Annotated in this window: 18 protein-coding genes and 1 pseudogene; 10 read left to right on the top strand and 9 right to left on the bottom strand. The window is 30.7% G+C overall.

The genetic code is table 11. The features are described 5' to 3' along the window. Positions 1-40 precede the first annotated feature (40 nt). Both F1592_RS09070 and F1592_RS09065 read left to right on the top strand, forming a co-directional pair. Positions 41-1,525, top strand: coding sequence for a sucrose-6-phosphate hydrolase (locus F1592_RS09070; protein ID WP_149809724.1), 1,485 nt, complete (start codon positions 41-43; stop codon positions 1,523-1,525). Positions 1,526-1,528: 3 nt separating this feature from the next. Next, the gene (locus F1592_RS09065) at positions 1,529-2,491 is read left to right on the top strand and encodes a carbohydrate kinase family protein (protein ID WP_053018832.1); all 963 of its coding nucleotides are present in this window, start codon (positions 1,529-1,531) and stop codon (positions 2,489-2,491) included. 120 nt (positions 2,492-2,611) lie between these two features. On the opposite strand, the gene agrA is transcribed toward F1592_RS09065, so the two are convergent. The 6 genes from agrA to F1592_RS09035 form a co-directional block, all read right to left on the bottom strand. Next, positions 2,612-3,328 carry a quorum-sensing response regulator AgrA gene (gene agrA, locus F1592_RS09060; RefSeq protein WP_037538035.1) on the bottom strand — a complete coding sequence of 239 codons (717 nt, stop codon included), beginning with the start codon at positions 3,326-3,328 and terminating at the stop codon, positions 2,612-2,614. A gap of 18 nt (positions 3,329-3,346) precedes the next feature. After that, complete coding sequence (agrC, locus tag F1592_RS09055) at positions 3,347-4,630, bottom strand: quorum-sensing sensor histidine kinase AgrC (RefSeq protein ID WP_053017475.1); 1,284 nt, start codon at positions 4,628-4,630, stop codon at positions 3,347-3,349. A gap of 26 nt (positions 4,631-4,656) precedes the next feature. Then, positions 4,657-4,797 (bottom strand): cyclic lactone autoinducer peptide AgrD, encoded by a 141-nt coding sequence (gene agrD / locus F1592_RS09050; RefSeq protein WP_053017473.1) that lies wholly within the window; start codon positions 4,795-4,797, stop codon positions 4,657-4,659. A gap of 2 nt (positions 4,798-4,799) precedes the next feature. Beyond that, complete coding sequence (locus tag F1592_RS09045; RefSeq protein ID WP_033079903.1) at positions 4,800-5,366, bottom strand: accessory gene regulator AgrB; 567 nt, start codon at positions 5,364-5,366, stop codon at positions 4,800-4,802. Between the two features lie 729 nt (positions 5,367-6,095). Then, on the bottom strand, positions 6,096-6,881 hold the full coding sequence (locus tag F1592_RS09040) for a carbon-nitrogen family hydrolase (RefSeq protein ID WP_053017471.1): 786 nt from the start codon (positions 6,879-6,881) through the stop codon (positions 6,096-6,098). 192 nt (positions 6,882-7,073) lie between these two features. After that, positions 7,074-7,697 (bottom strand): nitroreductase family protein, encoded by a 624-nt coding sequence (locus F1592_RS09035; protein ID WP_011275306.1) that lies wholly within the window; start codon positions 7,695-7,697, stop codon positions 7,074-7,076. A 185-nt stretch (positions 7,698-7,882) separates the two neighbouring features. Here F1592_RS09035 and F1592_RS09030 point away from each other — a divergent pair, with 185 nt between their 5' ends. Continuing rightward, positions 7,883-9,739 carry an SdrH family protein gene (locus tag F1592_RS09030; RefSeq protein ID WP_149809723.1) on the top strand — a complete coding sequence of 619 codons (1,857 nt, stop codon included), beginning with the start codon at positions 7,883-7,885 and terminating at the stop codon, positions 9,737-9,739. Positions 9,740-9,800: 61 nt separating this feature from the next. Here the strand turns inward: F1592_RS09030 and mroQ are convergent, their stop codons facing one another. Next, positions 9,801-10,541, bottom strand: a complete 741-nt coding sequence (gene mroQ, locus F1592_RS09025) for an intramembrane glutamic endopeptidase MroQ (protein WP_053017468.1) — start codon at positions 10,539-10,541, stop codon at positions 9,801-9,803. A 175-nt stretch (positions 10,542-10,716) separates the two neighbouring features. Between mroQ and groES the strand changes: the two genes are divergently transcribed. Further along, a complete protein-coding gene (gene groES, locus F1592_RS09020) occupies positions 10,717-11,004 on the top strand; it encodes a co-chaperone GroES (protein WP_016931053.1) in 288 nt (95 codons plus the stop codon). Between the two features lie 61 nt (positions 11,005-11,065). Further along, positions 11,066-12,685, top strand: coding sequence for a chaperonin GroEL (groL, locus tag F1592_RS09015; RefSeq protein ID WP_011275310.1), 1,620 nt, complete (start codon positions 11,066-11,068; stop codon positions 12,683-12,685). 358 nt (positions 12,686-13,043) lie between these two features. On the opposite strand, the gene F1592_RS09000 is transcribed toward groL, so the two are convergent. Beyond that, positions 13,044-13,469, bottom strand: coding sequence for a DUF1433 domain-containing protein (locus F1592_RS09000; RefSeq protein WP_053017466.1), 426 nt, complete (start codon positions 13,467-13,469; stop codon positions 13,044-13,046). A gap of 118 nt (positions 13,470-13,587) precedes the next feature. Between F1592_RS09000 and F1592_RS13790 the strand changes: the two genes are divergently transcribed. The 3 genes and pseudogenes from F1592_RS13790 to F1592_RS08985 all read left to right on the top strand — a co-directional run bounded on the left by F1592_RS13790 (position 13,588) and on the right by F1592_RS08985 (position 15,427). Then, positions 13,588-13,728, top strand: a complete 141-nt coding sequence (locus tag F1592_RS13790) for a hypothetical protein (protein ID WP_223197232.1) — start codon at positions 13,588-13,590, stop codon at positions 13,726-13,728. Positions 13,729-14,244: 516 nt separating this feature from the next. Then, positions 14,245-14,573 (top strand): annotated as a pseudogene (locus tag F1592_RS08990) (DUF2992 family protein). A 341-nt stretch (positions 14,574-14,914) separates the two neighbouring features. Then, a complete protein-coding gene (locus F1592_RS08985) occupies positions 14,915-15,427 on the top strand; it encodes a ClbS/DfsB family four-helix bundle protein (protein ID WP_037538026.1) in 513 nt (170 codons plus the stop codon). A 398-nt stretch (positions 15,428-15,825) separates the two neighbouring features. Here F1592_RS08985 and F1592_RS08980 read toward each other — a convergent pair whose 3' ends face one another. Further along, positions 15,826-17,112 carry an aminotransferase class I/II-fold pyridoxal phosphate-dependent enzyme gene (locus tag F1592_RS08980; RefSeq protein WP_011275324.1) on the bottom strand — a complete coding sequence of 429 codons (1,287 nt, stop codon included), beginning with the start codon at positions 17,110-17,112 and terminating at the stop codon, positions 15,826-15,828. A 193-nt stretch (positions 17,113-17,305) separates the two neighbouring features. On the opposite strand from F1592_RS08980, the gene F1592_RS13785 reads away from it, so the two are divergent. Continuing rightward, positions 17,306-17,401 (top strand): Trp-rich small protein, encoded by a 96-nt coding sequence (locus F1592_RS13785; protein WP_011275325.1) that lies wholly within the window; start codon positions 17,306-17,308, stop codon positions 17,399-17,401. A 175-nt stretch (positions 17,402-17,576) separates the two neighbouring features. Then, entirely contained in the window at positions 17,577-17,753 is a 177-nt protein-coding gene (locus F1592_RS08975) for an SE1626 family protein (RefSeq protein WP_029376652.1), read from the top strand. The last annotated feature ends 49 nt before the right edge of the window (positions 17,754-17,802 follow it).

Raw genomic sequence — 17,802 nt, 5'->3', positions numbered from 1 at the left:
TTGTAGTAAATTTAGATTTAAATTATTTTGGAGGAATAATATGGCTGAATGGTCAAGAGAAGAACGTTATCGTCGTATTGAAGACGTTGATAAAAAGTACTTAGAAAATCTCAAGCAACAAGTTAAAACCTCAAGATTTCGTCAAACATTTCATATTCAACCTGAAACTGGTTTGCTAAATGATCCTAATGGATTAATTTATCATAACGGCAAATATTATGTTTCACATCAATGGTTCCCATTAGGAGCAGTGCATGGATTGAAATATTGGTTTAATTATACTAGTGATGATTTAGTGACGTTTGAACCACAAGATACCTTAATTAAACCCGATACATATTATGATAGCCATGGTGTCTACAGTGGTAGTGCTTTTGAGCATAATGGAGATTTATATTACATGTATACAGGCAATCATCGTGATGAACAATGGAACCGATATGCTAGTCAGATTATCGCTAAAGTTCAAAGTAATGGAGAGATTACTAAATTTGATGCACCCGTAATTCCTTCACAACCTGAAGGGTATACAAGTCATTTTAGAGATCCTAAAGTTTTTGAATTAAATGATGAATATTATGCGATTATAGGTGCTCAAACAAACGAGGAACTTGGTTGCTGCCTTATTTATAAAACGAATGATAAGCAACTAAATCAATGGTCATATTGTGGAGAAATTGATACTAAATTAAAAAACTTTGGTTATATGTGGGAATGTCCCGATTATTTTAAATTAGATTCTAAGGATATCTTACTGTTCAGCCCTCAAGGAATAGAACCACAAGGGGATCAGTTTAGAAATATATATCAATCAGGCTATTTAATTGGGGATTTAAATTTTGATTCATTATCCTTTGATCATAGTGAATTTGTAGAACTGGATAATGGTTTTGATTTTTACGCACCCCAAACTTTTTTAGATGAAAATGGCAATCGAGTTTTAATAGGTTGGATGGGCTTACCAGAAATAAATTATCCTACTGATGAAGAAGGATGGGCACATTGTTTAACGATACCTAGAGTACTAACAATAGAGAATAATCAATTACGACAACGCCCGTTTAAAGGTCTTGAAAGATTACGTAAAAACAAAGAAACGGCATTAGGTTATGCAAATAAATTTAACCGAAAATTACATCCATATGAAGGCAAACAATATGAACTAATTATTGACGTTATTGAAAATGACGCTTCAAAAATTTATTTTGAATTACGTACCTCAAAACAAAATAACACCAAAATTATTTACAATACAAGGGAACAAAAAATTACATTAGATCGCTCAGAGAGTGGATTATTGCCTGATAATGTTCAAGATTTAACGAGAAGTACGATATTGGATTCTCCTCTAACACGTTTGCAAATATTTGTTGATACATCTAGTATTGAAATATTCTGTAATGATGGGGAACGTGTTTTAACATCAAGAATATTTCCAAATGAAAATGCTACAGGTATAGAAACTTCAACAGAGACTGGACAAGTATATTTAAAATTCACTAAATATGAACTTAAGGATGAGTAAAAAATGAGAAAATTATATGGGATAGGTGAAGCATTAATAGATTTTATTCCAAATGTTAAGAACTCTGAACTTAAAGATGTTGAACAGTTTAGTAGGCAGGTTGGAGGTGCACCAGCTAATGTTGTGAGTGTTGCTCGAAAAATGGGTGCCTCCACTGAAATGGTCACTCAATTAGGTAATGATGCATTTGGAGACATTATTGTAGAAACTTTAAAAAATATTGGTGTAGGTACTCAATTTATAAAGCGAACAGATGAAGCTAATACTGCACTAGCATTTGTGAGTTTAAAAGAAGATGGACAAAGAGATTTTTCATTTTATCGTAAACCCTCAGCTGATATGCTTTATAAAGCTGAATATCTAAATGAAATTACGATTAATCCAAACGATGTATTACATTTCTGTTCTGTTGATTTAGTTGAAAGTAATATGAAAGAAGCTCACAAAGCTATGGTAAATAAATTTAAGTCAGCAAATGCAACCATTGTTTTTGATCCTAATGTTCGTTTACCTCTTTGGCAAAATGCTGAAGCATGTAAAGAAGCAATACATGAATTTTTACCGAAAGCTAATGTGATTAAAATTTCAGATGAAGAGCTAGAATTTATAACTGGTGAAGCGGATGAAGATAAAGCTATTCAATCATTATTTGAGGGATCTGTAGAAGCGGTTATATATACTCAAGGTGCTGCAGGTGCAAGTATCATTTTAAAAGATGGGACTAAGATATACCATGAAGGATTTAAAGTAAAAGCAATTGATACAACTGGCGCAGGGGATGCATTTATAGGAGCTGCAATAAGTAGAATGCTATTGAGTGACGAATTAAATATTACTAAGTTGCTTAAAGAAGAAGGACAGGACATTCTCAAATTTAGCAATATGGTGGCCGCAAAGGTTACAACTAAATATGGTGCAATAGAGAGTATTCCTACAATTGAAGATGTTACAACTGAATTAAATTAATGATAAAAATTACCAGTAAATGATTTTAGTAGTTCATTTACTGGCTTTTTTATACGTGATATTCTCAATTATTCTTACTTCTGTAATGAAATTTATATTTAAAAAGTTTGATGGAAATAACTATATTTTTTTAACATTACGAACTGAAGCATAACAGTGCTCACCGTTTTTAAAATTGACAATACGTTCTTTTGAATCTATGGATTCAATATTATGTCTATTAACAACGAAGCTGTTGTGACATCTAAAGAACCGCTCATCAAGTTGTGCAAGTTCTTTTAAATTGCCATAAAACTCAATTTGACGATTATCTAAATGTGCGATTAATCGATGTGATTTTGTAGATGATTCGAAAAACATTACGTCATCATATTGAACATAAATTGAATTACTTCCTCGTTTCAATTCAATCGTCTCAACAGTACTTTCTTTAGATAATAATTTTAAGCGAGTGTGTGCAGTTTCTAAGCAATCAATAATTCTTGACTGTAATTGGCTTGGATCATCTTTAAAGATAAAATCCATTGCTGACACTTTGTAAACAAAGGTTAGGTACGTTAACTCACTATGACTTGTAACGAATATGATATTTCCAATAGGGTCATACTTACGAATTTCACTACCTAATTTAATACCGTTGATATCAGCCTCTAATTGAATATCAAGAAAGTAACATCCGACATCATTCATCTCTTTAGATTTTTCAATGACTTCATAAGGATCGTCTGTTGCAAGCGCAATCTCCATAGGTTTTTCTTCAATCATAATGTAATTATTAATAATTGAAACCATATTTTCGCGTTGTTTTACATCATCTTCACAAATGAATATTTTCATGATTACACATCCTTATGACTAATTGTTAATGATTTCTACTTTTTGTATAAAGTAGCCATTTTCTATTGTGGTATCTAGCAATACATTTTCAGTAGAGTCAGTAATTTCTTTCAGAGTACTTAATCCAAGACCTCTATTTTCTCCTTTAGTTGAAAAGCGCTCTTGAAATAGTTCGTGAATACGTGGCATATCTTCTTTACATTTATTCATAACAATAAACATGACGGAAGAATCTGTATTAATAAAAGCGATACGTATTAACGCATCTTCAAGCGTTTCAGATGCTTCGATTGCGTTATCAGTAATAATTCCAATGATACGACTAAGATCAATCGTGTTCATTTCTATATGTTCTACTAACTCAGGTACTTCTATGCTAATTGGAATGTTTTTTTCTTGAGCTTGTAAAATTTTAGTGGTAACTAAGCCTTTAATCGCACGTACTTTTAAATTCTCAGTTCCATTAATTTTAATAGACTTCATTTGAAGATTATCTTTCATAGGTACGATATTTTCATTAAAATATTGTCTTAATCCAGGCATATCATCTTCACGAATATATTCAGACATTGTAGTTAAGATGTTCACGTAATCATGTCTAAACTTACGCATTTCATTGTTAATTGACTCAATTTGTAACGTATATTCGTAGTATGTTTCAATCTCTTCCATGTTACGTTTATAACGAAGTTCTTTAATCATATAGTTAGATATGAAAATAATTAGAACAGTAAAGAAAAGAATAATTCCAATGAAAATTAAACCGTACATTTTTAAAGATGAATTATTTATATTAGGTATTTGAGAATAAACATACAAGATAATAAAAGATAAAACTAATACTAATGAAATGATAGTTAAATAAGTTTTATTGATGGACAAATAAGATTGCATTAGTTTTTTTAATAAAATTTGAACTGAAAAGGCCAAAACTAATGAAATAGCAAAAAATATAACTATGTATGAAAAGGAAATTATTACGTAATTTTGAGTGTGATTTTCAACTAAAACCACAAATAAAAAACCTAAAAAATTACCGAAAAACATAAGAATGGCGCTACTTAATACAGCAATCAACGAATACAGCTTAACCTTTGTATACAAGATTAAGCCACAACCAATTAATAAATATAAAATTGATATACTGCCCAAGTAAATAAATAAAAAGGCTGAAGGGATTATAACCACTAGAATGGCTAAATAATCCCTTTTAGTATAACTTATGTCTAAAATAATTTTAGCGATTAAAAATAAGAGAAACCCTTGAAAAAAAGCCAATGGAACGTTTGATAATACATCCATACTTCTCTCACACTTTCTAACATTTATTATCTATTTAAGTTAGTTAACTCTTCAGGAACTTCTGGCTCATCAAAGTACGTAGCACATGGAGTATAAGATGCTAATGTACCTACAGATTCTAATAAAAATGAGAAAAATTTAATAAACAAATCGAATAATACTGTCATAGTTAATAATCCTCCCTAGGAAAAAAGATTGGTAATAATGTAATGCTCTCAAGTGTAATTCCTAATAAAATTAATTGCTTAAACGGTTCTGGTGCTAAAAATGAAATTATTAATAAAACCATTGTTATGATGATTGATAATAACTTCTTTTTCATTTTTAAGTGACTAGGAATTGGTTGTTTCTTAGTTGCTGAAGGAGCATAGTAAATAATTAAAACAGTCCCAATTGCAACTACAGAATACATAATACCCAGATTCACTTGAAAATATACTAGCAACCAGGGTAATGCTACAAATAAAGCTAAATTTTGAACATGACATAGCAATGATGATTTTGCATGTGCCCCGTGTGCATAACGTCTAACTAAAAAATAACTAACATGTGTAAATAAAGTGTATAGAAATGTATGGAAGATAAGTGCAACACCATATGTCACAATTGTTTTTGCTAGATTGCTTACAACAACTTGTAATCCCAATCTTACTTTCAAAAATTGAATATGATCAAGATTATTTTTGCGTTGCAAATATAATGCGAATTGCTCAATCTTATTATCAATTGCTTTCAATGGTGTGCCACTCTCCTTATATCAATTATACAATTTAGTGCAATGGGTCTGGGTACTTATGCTTAACTGTTCAAAATAAATACTTAACTGTTATATTGAAATTACAAGTAATATTTTAACATATAAAATAATACAGTCATGTATAAAAAAATGCGATTTAAGAAATAATTAATTATTTATTCATAGGTTGTGTTTAAATAGACTCATATCACTTACAAGTGATAAAAACTTAATAATCTTAGTCTTTAAATTTAATAGTTATTGTTTGGTAATTGAGTTAAATAATTTTGTTTGTAGTTGCGAAATTATTGACACCTTTACCATATGTTGTAAGTGTTATTAATGGTTATGAAACCATTGCAATAGTAGTAATGTCCCATTGATCATTATTACTAAAGTGACTTCTTGTTAATATGAAGTTTCTTACTTTGTTTTCTTCGTGTAGTTAAACGAGTTCATTAATAAGCCATCCCAACTTATTAATGACTTAAGTAAAGTTACTGAAGTTTAAACTCAGTGGAAAGTGTTTAACTTAGCTATTGTAAGATATAGAAGTTAAATATTTTCAGGATGTAAGCTATCGTAAAATTTTCATAATTAATAACATCCCCAAAAGATTGAAATAACTGTAAAAACATTCCCTTAATATGAAAGTCGCGAGTTCCTCCCAAGCTCGTGACTTTTTTTGTAAAAAAAACTGTATCCATAAAATTGGATACAGATTAGTAACTATTTATATAGATTTGGTTTTAAATTTTTGAATACAGGAATATTTTCACGTTGAACATCAACTTCATTTAATTCAATATTAAATGCGATTGTGTCCTCATCCTGGCCTAATTCAGCTAATATATCACCATTTGGATTGATAATCATTGAATGACCAGCGTAATCAGTATTACCGTCATTTCCAGTTCCGTTACAAGCAATAACAAACATGTCATTTTCAATTGCACGTGCTTGAAGTAAGACTCTCCAGTGATTCAATCTAGGTGTTGGCCATTGAGCTACAAAAAAAGCTATCTGCGCACCATTACGCGCGGGATATCTTAATAACTCTGGAAATCTTAAATCATAACAAATAATTTGTGTAGCTTGAGTACCTGAAGATAGAGGAAATGGTTCTGGTACCGCTTTGCCATCTTCTAAATATGTCGGCTCATCTAGCATAGGGACTAAGTGAACTTTATCGTACTTATTTATTCTATGTCCGTTTTTAGAAACGGTAAATGCAGTATTATAAACTTTCCCATTTCTAATATTTGATACAGATCCAGCTACGATATCGACGTTATATTGTTTAGCTAAGGATTGGATAAAGGGAAAGCTTCTGCTAAGTTCTCTATCTGCTTTCTCATTTAATTCATCCAATGCATATCCGTTATTCCACATTTCAGGAAGAACAACAACCTCTGTATCTTCCTCCAACTTATTTTCGAACCAATTTTTTATTTTATTTTCATTTTTTTCTACATTGCCGTATGATACATAAAATTGAAATAATTGTATTTTCATTTAAAAATCTCCTCATCCCATGATTATCTCTAATTTACTAAAATAGAATAAGAAAATCAAAATTTGAAAGTGATGATTAAAATGCTTTATTTTTGAAAATAAATATAAAAAGGACTCAATTTCAACAAAGAAATGAATCCTAGAGAAACTGAGTCTTGAATTGTTGATCTAATCGATATCAATGAATGTAGATTATTTTTTAACTATTAATCTATTGTTAGTTGGTTGTATTTCTTTTTCACCAGCTTTTTCACGGATGTCACCAAATGGCATTTGAGCAACAAGTTTCCATGAAGCAGGGATGTCAAATTCTTGTGTAGTGATTTGATCTACTAAAGGATTGTAATGTTGTAATGAAGCGCCAATTCCTTTTGAACTTAATGCAGTCCAAATTGCAAATTGATGCATTGCGTTTGTTTGAACTGACCAATTAGCAAAGTTATCAGCATAATTTGGCATTTGTTCTTGTAAACCTTTAATAACATCTTCGTCTTCGAAATAAAGAATTGTGCCATATGCATGTTTAAATCCGTCGATACGTTGTTCAGTTGGAGTGAAATCACGGTCAGGTCCCATAACATCTTTTAATACTGTTTTAGTATTGTCCCAGAATTTGTGATGTTGGTCATTTAATAACAATACGATTCTAGTAGATTGAGAATTAAAAGCTGAAGGTGTGTATTTAATAATATGTTCTATCATATCTTCTAGTTCTTTATCACTAATTGAAATTGTTGTTTCAGTGCTATAGATAGTACGTCTATCTTCGATTTCTTGTAAAAATGGTTTTGTTTTTGATTTGCTAAATAAGCCCATGTTAAATCTCCTTTGTTTATATAAGTTATATCTCTAGTATAAATATTATACTCAAATATGTAAAATGTTTTTTAACAAAAAATGTCAAATATATTAATATTTTTTATCATTAACCTTATTTCAATGCATTATATGTAAATATTCTTTATACTGTAAGTGTTATAAAACAAGGAGGTGGAAGATTGATGAAAAAGAAAATAGCTCATACAGGTCTCATTTTAGCTATAGGCACATCTATGCTAGGGCATGAGAGCATCGTAAAAGCTGCAGAAAGTAATCAACAAGCTACGAATGTAGTTGATAGTAGTAATGTTAGTTCTGATACGGATACCCAAGAACGTCAAAATAGTAGTAATAACATCAATGAAAATCATCAATCTGATACCCAAGATTCAACTGAATTAGGAAAAAATAATAATAATCAAAATAGCGGTGAAAGCAATTCATCATCAAATAATGAGAATGATGCTAATGAAAATAGTGATAATACTGTGGATCAAAGTGACTCATCTGATAATAGTAACTTAGGCAGTAATACTGATTTAAATAATGGTGATGACACAAATAATTCTGGAGACAACGATACAAGCAATCCGGATAACGGAGAACAACCAGGAGATAATGATTCATCAAGCAATCCAGATGACGGAGAGCAACCAGGAGATAATGATTCATCAAGCAATCCAGATGACGGAGAGCAACCAGGAGACAATGATTCATCAAGCAATCCAGATGACGGAGAACACCCTGGAGATAATGATTCAGGTGATCCGGATGACGGAGAACAGCCAGGAGACAATGATTCAGGCAACCCAGATGATGGAGAACAACCAGGAGACAATGATTCAGGCAACCCAGATGACGGAGAGCAACCAGGAGACAATGATTCATCAAGCAATCCAGATGATGGAGAGCAACCAGGAGACAATGATTCAGGCAACCCAGATGACGGAGAACAACCAGGAGATAATGATTCAGGTAAACCCGACAATGGAAACAATCCAGGGAATAATGACTCAGGCGAGCAAGATGATGGAGGAAATAAGCCAGGAGACAGTGGCAATCATCAGCAACCACCTAAACATGATGGAAATTCTGGTTCAAATCAAGGTGATCATCATTCAAATTCTGGATCAAATGGATCAAATAATGGTTCGCAAAATAATTCCAATAGCAATTCAAATAATAATAGTAACTATCCAGGCAATCATTTAGGTCACTCAAGTACCAATGATACAGTAAAACCTAATAAACCCGTTTTTAATAATAATAATGGTTCAACAAACGGAAACCATTCAACTGGTTCTAATCATCACAACAACAGTGTATCTGATTCAATGATTCATCAAATTTCCCCACACAAGAATAATGGCAACTCGACATCTCATTCTAACAGAAATCAAAATCAATCAATTATGAGTGGGTCTAATACTAATCAATGGCACTATGGCGATAACTTACAACAAAATCATCGACAAAGTCATATTGAAACTTATTCAAATAATGACAATATGCGAAGTGAAGTTCCGTTTTATAGCAAGTCAATGCTATTAAATAGATTAAATAGTTTAGCAACTGGTTCATATAAATACAATCCATATATTATAAATCAGGTAAACCGGTTGGGAAATAATAATGAGTATATCTCGAATCAAGATTTTTACAGGCTTTTCCGAAAACAATCATTTAATAATGAATACTTAGATTATTTACAAAAAGGTTCTAACTATTTTAGATTTGAATATTTTAACCCTTTAAATTCGAAAAAGTATTATAAAAATTTAGATGAGCAAGTATTGGCACTTATAACAGGAGAAATCGGATCTATGCCTGAATTGAAAAAGCCAAGTGATAGAGATAAAAAAGAGGATGCAGACATACAGAGCCATGATAATGATAAAATTATAGATACCAATGAAAAAAGTAAAGAAGCGGAAAATAAAGACAAATATAAAAACATAAACATTGCTTTAATTACATCTATAATTATGATTTTCGTAGGTGTTACAGGTAGGTTTATTTATAGGAAAATTAAAAACTAAAATAGAAAACGCATCTATTATTGTCATTTAAAATGATGAGATTAATAGATGCGTTCATTTATTAAAATAGAAAATGAATTATAAAATTACTTTGTTCTTGTAAATGTTTAACTGTGTCACCAAAGAAAAATTGGACTGCCACTACAAAACCATTTTGTAACATATGAATGATAATTGGAACCGCAATACGTCTAGTTAAAACATAAGCAAGTGAGAATAACATACCCATACCAAAATATATGAAGAAAAACTTAACATCGTTATGTGCTATCGCAAATAAAATTGAACTTACTATTGAAGCGATTAAGAACGCAACAATTCGATTTCCTTTAATTTTATTATAGATTTCACCAAATATAACTTTTCTAAATATGTATTCCTCTAGAATTGGGCCAACTATTGAGATTAATAATATGAAAACTGGAAGCTGTTTTGCAATTGCCATAATTCTCTCAGTATTTGGACTTTGCTGTGGTTGTCCAACTAACCACATAGTGATTAGACTAGCTACCATTTGATAAATCATCACGACAACAAATCCTAATAAAGCCCAAGGTAAAATGTAGCGTTTAGGTTCTTTATAACCTCGCTCCAGTGCTGTTGGATTTTTTATAATACTATTTAACCAAATTATTAATAATGCTGCTATTACAAATAAAATAACTTGAGTGTATACGCCAGCTTTTGCAAGTTCCATCCCTTTTAAATCTTTAAAGAAAGGTAATTGCTGTGCAAGTAAGGGTAAGAACTGTGCTAATGCATAAATAACAATGGTAAGAAATGCTACCCAAATTCTCCTCATACTATTCCTCCAAAAAATTAATCAACATTAGTTAGTTTATCGCAAAATTGTGAGTTATACAAAATATAGATAACCCTTTCGCTTGAAAAATTGACCAAATTTGATTAATATAAAATATAGATTAGCACTCATTATATTTAAGTGCTAAAAAGGAACCTGTTAAGGAGGAACGATCATGCTTAAACCATTAGGAAATCGTGTGATTATTGAACGCAAAGAACAAGAACAAACAACAAAAAGTGGCATTGTACTTACTGACAGTGCAAAAGAAAAGTCTAACGAAGGTATAGTAGTAGCTGTTGGAACTGGACGAGTTTTAGACAATGGTGAAAAGGTTGCTCCAGAGGTTAAAGAAGGAGATCGAGTTGTATTCCAGGAATACGCTGGCTCAGAAGTTAAACGTGGAGATGAAACATACTTAATTTTAAATGTTGAAGATTTACTTGCTATAATTGAAGACTAAAATTTATAAATAATAAACAATAAGTACTATTAAACTATTTTAAACAATGGAGGTATAATCAATGGCTAAAGACCTTAAATTTTCTGAAGATGCAAGACAAGCTATGTTACGTGGTGTCGATAAATTAGCTAACGCCGTTAAAGTTACAATCGGACCTAAAGGGCGTAACGTTGTATTAGATAAAGAATATGTAGCACCATTAATTACAAATGATGGTGTCACAATTGCTAAAGAGATTGAATTAGAAGATCCTTATGAAAATATGGGAGCTAAATTAGTTCAAGAAGTTGCTAATAAAACAAACGAAATTGCTGGTGATGGTACAACAACTGCAACTGTATTAGCACAAGCAATGATTCAAGAAGGATTGAAAAATGTAACAAGTGGTGCTAACCCAGTAGGATTACGTGAGGGTATTGATAAAGCAGTAAGAGTAGCTGTTCAAGCTCTACATGATATTTCTCAAAAAGTTGAAAATAAAAATGAAATTGCACAAGTAGGTGCTATTTCTGCAGCTGATGAAGAAATCGGTAAATACATTTCTGAAGCAATGGATAAAGTAGGTAATGATGGTGTCATTACTATTGAAGAATCAAATGGACTTGATACAGAATTAGAAGTGGTTGAAGGTATGCAATTTGATAGAGGGTATCAATCACCATACATGGTTACAGATTCAGATAAAATGATTGCTGAGTTAGAAAGACCATATATTTTAGTAACAGATAAAAAAATCTCTTCATTCCAAGATATCTTACCTTTATTAGAACAAGTTGTTCAATCTAGTCGTCCAATCTTAATTGTAGCAGACGAAGTTGAAGGAGACGCTTTAACAAATATCGTATTAAACCGTATGCGTGGAACATTTACTGCAGTTGCAGTAAAAGCACCTGGATTCGGTGATAGACGTAAAGCAATGTTAGAAGACTTAGCTATTTTAACTGGAGCTACAGTTATTACAGATGATTTAGGTTTAGAATTAAAAGATGCTTCAATTGATATGTTAGGTAGTGCTAATAAAGTTGAAGTAACAAAAGATAATACTACAGTTGTCGATGGTGATGGAGATGACAATAGTATTGATGCTCGTGTGAGTCAAATTAAAGCACAAATTGAAGAAACTGATTCTGACTTTGACAGAGAGAAATTGCAAGAACGTTTAGCTAAATTAGCTGGTGGCGTTGCAGTCATTAAAGTAGGTGCTGCATCTGAAACTGAATTGAAAGAACGTAAATTACGTATTGAAGATGCCTTAAACTCTACACGTGCTGCAGTTGAAGAAGGTATTGTTGCTGGCGGTGGTACTGCATTAGTAAATATTTATAATAAAGTAGATGAAATCGAAGCTGAAGGTGACGTTGCAACAGGTGTTAATATCGTACTTAAAGCTTTATCTGCTCCTGTACGTCAAATCGCTGAAAATGCTGGGCTAGAAGGTTCAGTTATTGTTGAAAGATTAAAACATGCAGATGCAGGTGTTGGATTTAACGCTGCGACAAATGAATGGGTAAACATGCTTGAAGAAGGTATTGTAGACCCAACTAAAGTTACACGTTCAGCTTTACAACATGCGGCAAGTGTTGCTGCGATGTTCTTAACTACAGAAGCAGTAGTTGCAACTATCCCTGAACCAGATAATAATGATAATCCAGGTATGGGTGGCATGCCCGGTATGATGTAAAACGACCAATAAAGGTTGAATTAAAGGTGTTTTATAATTCTGAATGACATAATAATGACATAAAAAAACCAAAAAATACAATAGGCTTAGTTCACTTGAACGAAACCTATTAAAATAATTCTTTACTGACGTTTTCCATGAGTTGACTAAACTTATGGGAAGCGTCTTTTTTAGGCTTTGAAATATGGAAAAAGGGCTTTGACGAAAGTGTATTAAGTGCTAACGAGTTAATACAATTATTAACAAATTCAGCAGTTGGTGATGAAGAGTTAGTTAAGAAAATAAAATAAGCAACTAACTAGTACAAATGAAAATCACTAACTATTTATTCGGTTGAGTAGTTAGTGATTTTCTAATGTTAAAAACCCCAAATTAGAGGTGGGTCTGCTTCATAGTCTTTTTTATTTAAATTTTCTTTCTTAATAATATCATTAGGTGTTAATTTATCCTTAGCATTTTTTTCTTTAAAAAGTTTACCTACACCATCTGGGTCATATCCTACATCCCCAGTAAACTGGTGATCATCTGCACTTGATACATGGGCCTCAAACTCTAAGCTTTTATCATCATTAATATAACCATCAATAAAGTATCCTTTCATAGGACTCTTTTTGAAGTTGTTAATTTTCATGGTTTGATAATTTTTTAGATTATGTTTGAAGTATAAATCTATACGCTTTTCTTGTGTCATAATGAAATTCTCTTTTTTATTTTTGCTCAAAGTGTAGCCTCCTAATCCAATAAGTGACAATATCAATATAAGAATTATAATTTTTACTTTCATCGTCCACCTCTTATTTTTATAATATTAAGGAGTATTTTATTATGAAATTTTCTAATAAATTGTCATTTAAAGTTGCTGATGAGTCTTATAAAGATTTGAAAAAGGTCGTGAATATGACTTGAATGGTCAGAATTTTAAGGTCATTGAAAAACGAGACGATAAACAAAATGGTTTGAAAGCCTATGCACTTGCGTCAGTTGTCAATGGTAAAGTCGACACTAACCATTTTTATATGGGCTATGCTGGAACATATTTTTAAAGTATATGAGATTTGCTTACAAATTTACAACTTCCTTTTTATAATAACACTCCTAACCATATAATTAATAAAAAATAAAATGATTTAGATAATACCACTATAAATGAAAAGTATAATGATTATTCAGATAAAAGTGATTTTTTTAAAGGTGTACCTAATCAAATAGAGGAAAATGATGTATTTGGATTATTTAGTTAGGGCTGGCATAAATGGGTTCGAAAGATGCAGAAAAGAAGCAAAAAGAATTGGCAAGCCTAGAATAATTAAAAACTATATTCTTTGATTACTCTGTTGGAATTTTTATGATTTATTTTAAAATATATATAGAAATGTAAAAAACACAATTGGGTTGGTAGTCCCAATGCAGATAATTTATATGTCAGTAACCTTCCTCCTCAGGTCGTCTATCATTTCTGAATAAATAAGAGGAGGGATAGCATGTAGCTATCTAAATTTCACGACGGACAATTCTATGTTGGATTAGTTGAATACAAAGTAGGAAGTAAATCTAAATTCATTAAATATATCTTGGTACAGAACCAGATGATGGAGAAGTCTTTTATTTTTTAGAGAATTATCTATTAATAATGATCGATAATACAAAGACTAGTATTAGAACTAAAAGAAAAAAACGAAAAATCAATCCTAAAAGATTGAAAAGACAAGTAGCAAAAGAGCAAAAAAGCCCAAAAAATTTTACTAAAGCACAAATAGCTATAAAAGAAGAACAAGAGAAAACTAAAAAAACTATCTAAGAAAAAAATAAGGCAAATAGAGAATGGATTAAAGAAAGAAAAAGACAAATTAAGAAAAATAAAGCTAAAGAAAAACATAAAGGACATTAACTTTTAAGAGAAATAAAAGTATGAATACTATAAATCCAATGACATAATTATGACATAACAGAATAAAATAACTAAAAATAATAGAAAAATTCAAAATTGAAAACATTGATATTATAGGATTTTTACTCTCTATTTATATCTATTTTAAATGATACTTAATGCCATGTATGATGTAAGTCATACAAACTTAACTAAATTAAATAATTTAGGCGCTTTTCGAAAAATAATCACATTCGAAAAGCGTCTTTTTTAATGGGAAATCTTAATATAAATGTTTATTTAAACTGATTAAATGTGCATTACAATATATAATAAATATATAAATGCTAGGCGGTGATAAGATGCAGACTTATTCAAATAAAGATGATTTAATATTTGAAATTAGTAAGAGGGCTGAACTTTTTATTAATGAATTTAGTGATGTATCAGAATCAGATAAGGATGTATATAAAATTGGTGTCGATAGAACACCTGCACAGATGATCGCATACCAGCTTGGATGGTTGAATTTAATTCAATCGTGGGAGAATGATAATAAAAATAATATACCAGTTGTAACTCCCAGTCCTGACTATAAGTGGAATAATTTAGGAGGATTATATCAAGAATTCTATAAAACGTACTCAAACTACACATTAGAACAACTTATTAATCAGTTCAATAAGGAAGTAGATAGCATTATTGATTTAATTAAAAGTTTAGATAATGAAACATTATTTGAGAGTGGAAAAAGGCAATGGGCTTCATCAACGCCTTCCAAATGGCCAGTTTGGAAATGGATTCACATTAACACCGTAGCACCATTTAAGTCATTTAGAACTAAAATTAGAAAATGGAAGAAAACAGAAATATAAAGATAATTTAACTTTCGAAAGATGATAACAATATGAAAAACCATATTATCTAAAAATAAAAACGAGTCTAGGAATTATATCCAAGACTCGTCTTTTAATTAAGAACTATAATCCGAAAATTTATAATAAATCTAATAACCATGCTCCAAATAAGATAAATAGAATGAGTGATCCTATGAACAAATATAAATTTTTGGATACATGTCCTTTCGAAGTAAAAGCGTAAAGATACAAATAATATGACGTGGAGATTAATGTAATAATAAGTAATATTGAAAAAATAATTACCATTTAGATCACAGCTTTCGAGTTATTTTTAGTTTCGATAGAATGAATAAATCGAATATCAATACTTCTTCAATGTCATCATAATTACTCTTTTTATTTATATCAATCGTTTACTTTAAATCATCGATTGCTTTTGCGATTGATTCAAAAACATGTGGAATGTCATCTTTTTCAATGCAACTAAAAGCAATACGGATATCTGAGTCATTTAACGCTATAATACCGATTGAATATTCGTTAATTAAATGGGTACGTAGTTCTTCAGGATTTACGCCATTGACTTTGACTGCCATAAAATAACCAGAATTAAAATCATAGGCTTGCCAATGATTTTTATATTTATCGTCATAAACAACAGATTTTGTAACTTCATATCTTTCTTGTAATGTATCTATATTTTGTTGAATTTCTTTATCAAATTCATCATGATTTTCTAAAACGTATTTAATAGCACTTTGAGAAGGCATTGGTCCACTTGAAATATTACTTCTTATTAAACCTTTAACTTTCGCTTCTAACACTTCTTTAGCAACATTATTATTTAATCCAAATGTAAGGAAACCAACACGTAGCCCCCACGCAAAGAATTCTTTAGTAGCACCATCTAAACGAATTGGTAAAATATTGCTAGATTCAATTTGATTTAGTGCAGTAAAAATAGACTGACGATAAACATCTTCATAGAATAAACCATAATATGCATCGTCTACTACAGCTATCACTTTTGTTCCTTTTTCAGCTAGTGAACGAACCGCTGAAACTATAGTTGTAACTTCATCGTTGTTCGGTGTATAGCCGGTAGGATTGTTTGGATAATTTAAAATTAAAATGACTTTGTCTTGATTGAAATTTTCTAAAGTAGTAACTAAATCATTTGTTGTGTAATGTCCTTCTTGGTTAAAGATTGAATATGTCTCAATATTTGCAGAATGACGTGTTTCATAAATTAGTTTGTAGTTACCCCAATTATGTGTTGGTACTAAAACAGTATCTCCACTCTCTACAAATAAATCAGCTATTAAAGATAACCCGTGAGTTAACGCATTAGTGACAATAGGTCTAGTAATTGTCTCTTTCGATAAATCAGGGTTTTCTTTTAGCATTTTGTCTTGCCATAAATCCCTTAAAGCTTCTAATCCTTGAGGTGGGGCGTATGGAAAGACTTCATCTGGAGATAAATGATTATAGACATCAAATAAAGTATCAGCATACATTTTCCCGTTTTTATTAGTAGCCATTCCAATTGTAGCGTTATATTTAGTTTTTTTAGCATCAGCAGATTGAGATAAAATGCCTTTTGGATAATACATTGATTGACCTAGATTTGATAGCATACTTAATATTTCTGGACAATGATCAACAAGTTGATTATTTAAATTTTGTGCTAATGGGTTCATTTATTTAACCTCACTTTATTTTAGTGTTTAATAATATATTATCTTTAAATGCCTTAAAGATAAAGTGTTCCTATAAGGATTACAAAGAATTGATAATTAGGTTTATAAAAAGCGAACATTTGTTCGCTTTTTATGTTAGAATAATGTCAGGTCATCATAAGATATGACACTTTTCATTTGGAGGTGTAGTGTAATGTCGTGGCTATTAGATGGTATGGTGACATTAATTTCGGGTGGTATACTCGTTATATTTCGTGTTTGGTTAGAATCTAAGTGGAAAGATAAATAGATGACCATACACAAAAGCCCCTAACTTGCCGTCACAAGTTAGGGGTTGTGTAATGTAATTCGTGGATACAATTAAATTGTAACACATGGATTAATATTTTCAATTTTAAATGTATTTAGTAAGCAAATTTATAATTTTAATTTGTTATAATACATGTATTGAGGTGTTGATTATGATGAAACATTTAACTAAGATTTTCGTTAGTTTGGCAATTATCTTATTTGTTATTGGATATTATTTACAGGCTACAGGACACGAGAATCAAGGTGTTAAATTATTATTAGCAGCAATTATGTTTATCATATGTGCTTTTATTAATCGTAATAATGATAGAAAGAAAAACAGAAAATAACATTTTAGACTCTATATTAGCGTTTGACGTTAGATATAGAGTTTTATTT

The organism is Staphylococcus sp. GDX7P312P, assembly GCF_008385775.1.
In the GTDB taxonomy this organism is placed as follows: domain Bacteria; phylum Bacillota; class Bacilli; order Staphylococcales; family Staphylococcaceae; genus Staphylococcus; species Staphylococcus haemolyticus.
The sequence above is the reverse complement of the archived record's forward strand: the minus strand, read 5'-3'. Positions and strand labels throughout refer to the sequence as shown.